This window comes from uncultured Megasphaera sp. (assembly GCF_958350005.1).
Lineage (GTDB): Bacteria > Bacillota > Negativicutes > Veillonellales > Megasphaeraceae > Megasphaera.
The window spans coordinates 1-6,377 of sequence record NZ_CATWFF010000119.1 but is presented as its reverse complement, the minus strand read 5'-3'; the positions used below and the strand labels follow the sequence as shown (position 1 = coordinate 6,377).

The 6,377-nt window shown below is 49.6% G+C and carries 8 protein-coding genes; 1 reads left to right on the top strand and 7 read right to left on the bottom strand.

Annotated elements, in window-relative coordinates:
- From Q3886_RS07535 to Q3886_RS07525, 3 genes are all read right to left on the bottom strand, one after another.
- The coding region (locus tag Q3886_RS07535) for an MlaD family protein (protein WP_301860693.1) at nt 1-1,234 on the bottom strand (1,234 nt) is incomplete at its 3' end.
- On the bottom strand, nt 1,231-1,980 hold the full coding sequence (locus Q3886_RS07530; protein WP_301860692.1) for an ABC transporter ATP-binding protein: 750 nt from the start codon (nt 1,978-1,980) through the stop codon (nt 1,231-1,233). The genes Q3886_RS07535 and Q3886_RS07530, both read right to left, overlap by 4 nt.
- Before the next feature lie 8 nt (nt 1,981-1,988).
- Nucleotides 1,989-2,753, bottom strand: coding sequence for an ABC transporter permease (locus tag Q3886_RS07525; protein WP_301860691.1), 765 nt, complete (start codon nt 2,751-2,753; stop codon nt 1,989-1,991).
- 268 nt (nt 2,754-3,021) lie between these two features.
- Here Q3886_RS07525 and Q3886_RS07520 point away from each other — a divergent pair, with 268 nt between their 5' ends.
- Nucleotides 3,022-3,546 carry a nitroreductase gene (locus Q3886_RS07520; protein WP_301860690.1) on the top strand — a complete coding sequence of 175 codons (525 nt, stop codon included), beginning with the start codon at nt 3,022-3,024 and terminating at the stop codon, nt 3,544-3,546.
- 88 nt (nt 3,547-3,634) lie between these two features.
- Here Q3886_RS07520 and Q3886_RS07515 read toward each other — a convergent pair whose 3' ends face one another.
- Genes Q3886_RS07515 through Q3886_RS07500 form a run of 4 tightly spaced genes read right to left on the bottom strand, consistent with a single transcriptional unit; the run spans nt 3,635 to nt 6,359 of the window.
- Nucleotides 3,635-4,405, bottom strand: coding sequence for a serine hydrolase (locus Q3886_RS07515; RefSeq protein WP_301860687.1), 771 nt, complete (start codon nt 4,403-4,405; stop codon nt 3,635-3,637).
- Complete coding sequence (locus Q3886_RS07510; protein ID WP_301860685.1) at nt 4,402-4,878, bottom strand: Fur family transcriptional regulator; 477 nt, start codon at nt 4,876-4,878, stop codon at nt 4,402-4,404. The genes Q3886_RS07515 and Q3886_RS07510 overlap by 4 nt, the downstream gene beginning before the upstream one ends.
- Entirely contained in the window at nt 4,856-5,692 is an 837-nt protein-coding gene (locus Q3886_RS07505) for a metal ABC transporter permease (protein ID WP_301860684.1), read from the bottom strand. Before Q3886_RS07505 ends, Q3886_RS07510 begins: the two co-directional genes overlap by 23 nt.
- Nucleotides 5,685-6,359, bottom strand: a complete 675-nt coding sequence (locus tag Q3886_RS07500) for a metal ABC transporter ATP-binding protein (RefSeq protein WP_301860682.1) — start codon at nt 6,357-6,359, stop codon at nt 5,685-5,687. The genes Q3886_RS07505 and Q3886_RS07500 overlap by 8 nt, the downstream gene beginning before the upstream one ends.
- Nucleotides 6,360-6,377: the final 18 nt, after the last annotated feature.

Sequence of the window (6,377 nt, the reverse complement as noted above, 5' to 3'; positions counted from 1 at the left end):
ATACATAATTAATGCCGTAATAATTACCGCCGTCGCTTCGTTTCATAGGACGGGTAAACTGGCCAAATAAATAGATGTCCGGCAAAATACGATACTGTGCTTTCAGCCGATACCGCCAGTCGTCAGGATCGTATCCTTCCAGGCTCAGCCGCAGAGGCCCGGTGTGAAAGAAGTCAATTCCCGCTCCCAGCTCGCCGTTAATCAATCCCAGACGGCTTTCAAAATCCTGGCGGCGCAGGCCATACTGCAGGTTAAGGTTTGTACCGTCGCCGATCTGTTCTGCGCCGATTAAGGCAAAGGAATCGCCGCGGTACACCTTAAAATTTACGTGGGCACCGGTTTTATTTTTCGTATCGTTATACAGCAGTCCTGCTTCGCCGCCTGCTTCTATACCAGATGCGCCATTTAGGATATGATTGACTTTTTCCGTAATTTCCGCCGTGTTCCGCAGCGTCGTCTGAATATCAGCCTTACTCTGCGGGTCTGTAGTCATCTGTTCCATGGACCGGGCAATCGTATCAAAACGGGCTGTTACGTCTTTCATATTGGCTGCCATGGCCCGGACACTATCGGTCGTAGCGCCATCACCGTCCAGGTTCTGCAGGGATGCATTCATCTGGGCAGTCATGGCGGCCATATTCGTCGTGATCTGCTGGATATTTCCGGCATTGGCATCGAGCATCTGATTCGTCTGCCCTGTAAGAGCCGCTACATTCTGCAGGGACTGGCTCAGGGCTGCCTGGTTCTGCGGATTTCCCACTATTTTATTCATATTATGAACGAGTTCATTGGCACCGCTAATAACTTCATTGGCATTGGCCATGACATCATCCATGGTCTTGCCCTGTACACCATCCAGCACATCGCCGCTGGCTAATAAATGGTCCTTATCCTTGCCTGGAATAATAGATACCATTTTTTCTCCCAACAAGCCGTCTGTCGTAATGGATATTTTTGAATCTCTGGGAATTTCCGTTCCCTTATCCAGCCGCAGAAGAACTTCTACACCGTCTCGGGAAGGCGTTACCTTCTCGACTTTACCGACGTTGACGCCGACATAGCGGACAGAATTCCCTTTCTGCAAGCCGTTGGCATCCTGAAACATGGCACGGATTTCAAACCCGGGCTTGCCGAATATTTCTGCATGAGCCAGCGTAAGGATGACATAGGTAAACAGCAGAACGCCTACAATCGTCACCAAACCGACCTTTGCCTCTGCATTCCATTTCATCATCTATCATCCCCTTTGCTTGGAAGTTCGCCGCCATGAATGAACAGCTGCACATCTGTATCTGTTGTATGCTTAAACGTTTCTGTATCCGCAACCAGCCGAAATCGGCCATCCTGGAGAAAGGCCAGCCGGTCTGCAATATAGAAGGCGGAAGTCATGTCATGGGTCACGACGACCGAAGTAGCATGCAGATGGTGCTGCATCTGTACGATAAGACGGCTAATATCCATGCACCGCAGCGGATCCAGCCCTGCTGTCGGTTCATCATATAAAATAATCTGCGGATCCATGGCAATGGCTCTGGCCAGACTGACCCGTTTTTTCATGCCCCCAGACAAATCATTGGGCATCATTGCTTCCGTTCCTTCCAGGCCGACAAGACGAAGACGGTCTGCTACGATATTCCGGATTTTTTCTTCGCTCCATTTGGTTCGCTGCCGAGGGCCAAAGGCGACATTCTCACCGACCGTCATGGAATCAAACAGCGCCGAATACTGAAATACCATGCCCATATGCTGCCGCACACGGTCCAGCTGCTTTTCATCATATGCCGTAATATCGGCATCATTGATAAAAACCTTTCCACTCGTCGGTTTCTGCAGTCCCATAATCAGGCGCAGAATCGTACTCTTGCCAGAGCCGCTCGCACCGAGAACTACCATGGTTTCACCGTCGCGAATCTCCAAATTAATATGATCCAGCACGACATGCTGACCATAGGCGACAGTAACGTCGCACAACCGAATCATAGGCGCTCCTAATATAAAATGACGGACAATAAATAATTGCAAATAAAAATAAAAATAATCGAAGTTACTACGGATTTCGTCGTTGCCTGTCCGACACCGGCAGCACCGCTTTTGGCATGCATCCCTTCATAGCAGGCAATGAGCGCAATAATGCCGCCAAAAAACATGGCTTTCACCATGCCGTATACGACATCACTTACAGCTGTAATCACTTCAACGGAATTTACATACGTAAAGTGAGACAGGCCGGCGCCAAAGGTAGCAACAGCGTAGCCTCCGGCAGTACCGATGACATACCCGTAAAAAGCCAGCAGGGGGACCATGATGACACAGGCAACAAACCGAGGCACCACCAGGTAGGCAACAGGATTGACAGCCATACAACGAAGGGCATCGATCTGCTCCGTAACCTTCATGGTTCCCAGTTCAGCCGTCATGGCTGCACCAACCCGGCCGGCCATGACGACGCCGGTCAGGATAGGTCCCAGTTCGCGGCCCATGGCAATGGACATGACACCGCCCAATGTCGACTGGGCACCGTAACGCAGCAGAATATCGACAATTTGCAGCGTCATGACCATGCCGGCAAAAAGCATGGTCAAACTGACAATGGGCAGAGAATTTACGCCTAAATGGGCCATTTGTTCAATAGTCAGACGCCGCTGTATTTTGGGAAGCTGCTGCAAGGTCTGGACGAATAAGATGGTCAGCACTCCTACTTGTTCAAAAATATACAGAGTAAACCGCCCAATCTTTTCCAATAGTTTCTGCACAGACCTCTCTCCTCTCGCCGGCAACGACCTGCTTCATTTACTATAGCATTATCGAATAGGGATGTAAAATACAAGGCCGTACTTGTTACTATATTGTTAGAAAACTGGAATGTCCTTTTGAGTTTTCATCATTAAAATGATAGCATTTTATCCTGGAAATGGCAAGAAAAAAAAGGGATTTCCCAGTCTGCGTCGTATCCTACTATATAGCGGTATTTGCGTATCTATGCACGCACCAGCCGCGTTGCCATGAAAGGAGATATATTCTATGAATCAGACGATACAAACCTTGCTGTCCCGCCGCAGCATCCGTCACTATAAGCCGCAGCAGATTGCCGAAGAAGAGCTGCAGCAAATTCTCAAGGCCGGCACCTATGCAGCCAGCGGCATGGGGCTCCAGCCTGTTACCATGGTAGTCATTCAAAACAAAGAAACTATTGCCAAGTTGTCGAAAATGAATGCTGCCATTATGGGAACGGACAGTGATCCCATGTACGGTGCACCGACAGTCATCGTCGTACTGACCGATCCGGAAAAATCAGCCAATGCCTGGTCAGACGGCTGCCTGGTCATGGGAAATCTCATGAACGCTGCAGCTGCTCTCGGCGTAGGTTCCTGCTGGATCAACCGGGCAAAAGAAGAGTTTGCTTCCCCTGAAGGAAAAGAACTGCTCCGTCAGTGGGGTCTGCCAGAACACCTCGTAGGCGTAGGCCACTGCATTCTCGGCTATGCAGATGGTCCCGTTCCGGCTGCCAAACCTCGCAAGGCCGATTTCATTCACTACATCCGATAAGATAATACCGCTGTATAAGGCGACAAAAGGACCGGCAGAAGCACACCTGTTTCTGCCGGTCCTTTATTATCGTATATATGGGCTATCCTTACATCATATCGTAAATATCGCGGGCTATATAGGACATATCATATACAGCCTGCGGTTCATCATCGATTCCGTCGGCCATGAGGCAGCAAATATAGGGAGTTCCTTTTTTCCATACAATACCGCAGTCGTGATACAGGCCGTCCAGTTCTCCCGTCTTATGGGCTACCGGCACGATGTGCGGAATCTGAGCCGGCAGGATACAGTTGTCCTCCTGCTGCAGCAGAATATCCATCATGCCCCTGTCCAGTTCCTCTCCCAGACACTGCCCATGGGCAAGGCGATACAGCAGCTGGCCCATATCCGACGGGCTGGTCAGATTTTCCCGTCCGGCCTGAGCCGCAGCAAAATCCATCATTTTACGCTGCAGCACTGTGTTCCGCAATTCCTGCTGACGGATTTCTTCATTAATGCTGTCCATTCCCAGCATGTCGATAAGCATATTCGTACATGTATTATCGCTTTCTACAATCATATGAAATATCAGATCATGTACGGTCAGAACGGTTCCTTTGGGCAAATTATACACAGAGCCTCCGGCTACTTGCCCATATACAGGGCAAGGCTGGGAAACATCCAGGGAATGGGCCTGTGCCAGACGAAAAGCCCGTATCATAATGGGAATTTTGATGAGACTTGCCGACGGCATGACCCGTTCGTCATAGCAAAAAGGGGCGCCGCTGTGGAGAGACCGGCAGTATACAGATATGCGCATTGGCGCCTGAAGCCGTTGCTGCAATATCCCTTCTATCCACTGACTGCAAATATTCACGGCTTTTCTCCTGACTGAGACGAAGCCTGCTGCATCTGACGCCGACAGGTCGGACAATACCCATACCATTCCAAATTATGCCCTACAATTTCAAAATCCGTATCTTTTGCCAATTGTGCTTCAAAATCGGCAAGCGGGCAGTGCTCTACCTCTATGACGGCATGGCAGCGCAGGCAAATAAGACGGTGCCGGTGTCCTACAGACTGCAGGGCAAACCCGTATTTGCGAATATCTGGCAAATAGCTTTTTTCAGCAACCCCTTTAGTCGTAAACATTTCCAAAATACGGTAGACTGTCGAAAAATTAATGGCCTGTCCCTGCTGTATCAGGACCTGGTAAATATCTTCAGCCGTCATCATGCCGCGGCGTTCCAGCAGAAGCTGCATAACCATCTGCCGGGTTTTGGTGTTTTTCATGCCATATTGGTGGAGATACGCTCTGCACCGTTCTTCAGGACTTATGTCTGTCATCATAGATTCCTCCCTGCCTTCCAAACCAATCGACGCCTTCACAGCCGGCCATGACCAGAAGCAGCATGCCGACAGAAACCAGGGCCGTCACCCCGCCTGGTGCGGCGCCAAACCAGTACGAAATAAACAAGCCCGCTAAAATATCAATAAAACTGATGACCATTGCTGCAAACATGGTCGTCCTGAATCCTCGCCGCAGCTGGAGAGCCGTCGCAACGGGCAGAGCGATGAGGGAGCTGATAACCAGTATGCCGACGACGCGGATAGAAACGGAAATCATAGCGCCCACGAGAACGGCAAACACATAATTGATGAGCCGGCACCGTACACCGGCAATCTGTGCTCCGTCTTCATCAAATGTCAGCATAACCAGCTGCGGATACAGCCAGTATACTACGCCGACAGACACAAGACTGAGAATGGCAACGGCAATGACATCACCCTGAGATACAGTCAAAATGCTGCCAAACAGAAAGGATTCCACATTGGCCCGAACCAGGCCGGAACTGATAATGGTAATGGCAATGCCCACGGACAAGGACAATACTACGACCAGAATAAGTTCTGCGTACTGCCGGAACTGGCGGCGCAGTATTTCGATTAAAACGCCAAAAAAAGAGGTCAGGCAAAAGGCACTGACAATGGGATTGACACCGGCCAGAAGGCCGGCAGCAACACCGGCCAGGGAAGCATGAGCCAGCGTATCGCCGATCATGGAGTAGCGGCGCAGTACGAGAAACATGCCGATTAACGGACACATAAGCGAAATGAGGATGGAAATAATAAAGGCATTCTGCATAAATGTATACTCAAACATCAAATTCCCTCCCTACGTTATCCGAAACATATTCCCGTACATATTCCTGAGGCGTGCAGAAATGACCGCTGCCATTGGCAATATGATACATCTTGTCGGCACTGTGAACAGCAAATTTCAGATTATGTTCTACCGTAATAACCGTTATCCCCTGCTGCTGATTCAGCTGCTTAATAAACGGATACAGTTCCATCTGGCTCTTCACGTCAATACCTGTAGAAGGTTCATCAAAAATCAGCAAATCCGGTTTTCCCAGCAGCGCCCGGGCAATCATGACTTTCTGGCACTGCCCGCCAGACAAGGAACCGATGAGACGATTTCTCAGGTCATATACATTCATTTGCTCCAACGTACGGCGAACAGCATGTTTATCTGCTACATGCAGAATACGCCGGTAATACTCCATCACTTCAAAGACCGTAATGGGAAACTGGCTGTTCAGCGAATCAAAGCGCTGCGGCACATAGGCTGTACGCTGAAACGTATTGACCAGATTTCCCCTGCCCGGCGAAATGAGGCCCAGCAAAAGCTTGACAAAGGTACTCTTGCCGCTGCCGTTTTCGCCGACAATGGCAATATACTCACCGTCATGAATGGTCATGGTTATATCCTGCAGCAGCGGACTATTCCGATCATAGGAAAAATACACATGATCCAACTGAATCATCTTGATACCTCCTAATAT

What these genes read in the sequence shown, in the direction of transcription:
- Q3886_RS07530 (WP_301860692.1), bottom strand. Translation starts at nt 1,980, where the DNA reads ATGATTCGGTTGTGCGACGTTACTGTCGCCTATGGTCAGCATGTCGTG.
- Q3886_RS07520 (WP_301860690.1), top strand. Translation starts at nt 3,022, where the DNA reads ATGAATCAGACGATACAAACCTTGCTGTCCCGCCGCAGCATCCGTCAC.
- Q3886_RS07510 (WP_301860685.1), bottom strand. Translation starts at nt 4,878, where the DNA reads ATGATGACAGACATAAGTCCTGAAGAACGGTGCAGAGCGTATCTCCAC.
- Q3886_RS07505 (WP_301860684.1), bottom strand. Translation starts at nt 5,692, where the DNA reads ATGTTTGAGTATACATTTATGCAGAATGCCTTTATTATTTCCATCCTC.
- Q3886_RS07500 (WP_301860682.1), bottom strand. Translation starts at nt 6,359, where the DNA reads ATGATTCAGTTGGATCATGTGTATTTTTCCTATGATCGGAATAGTCCG.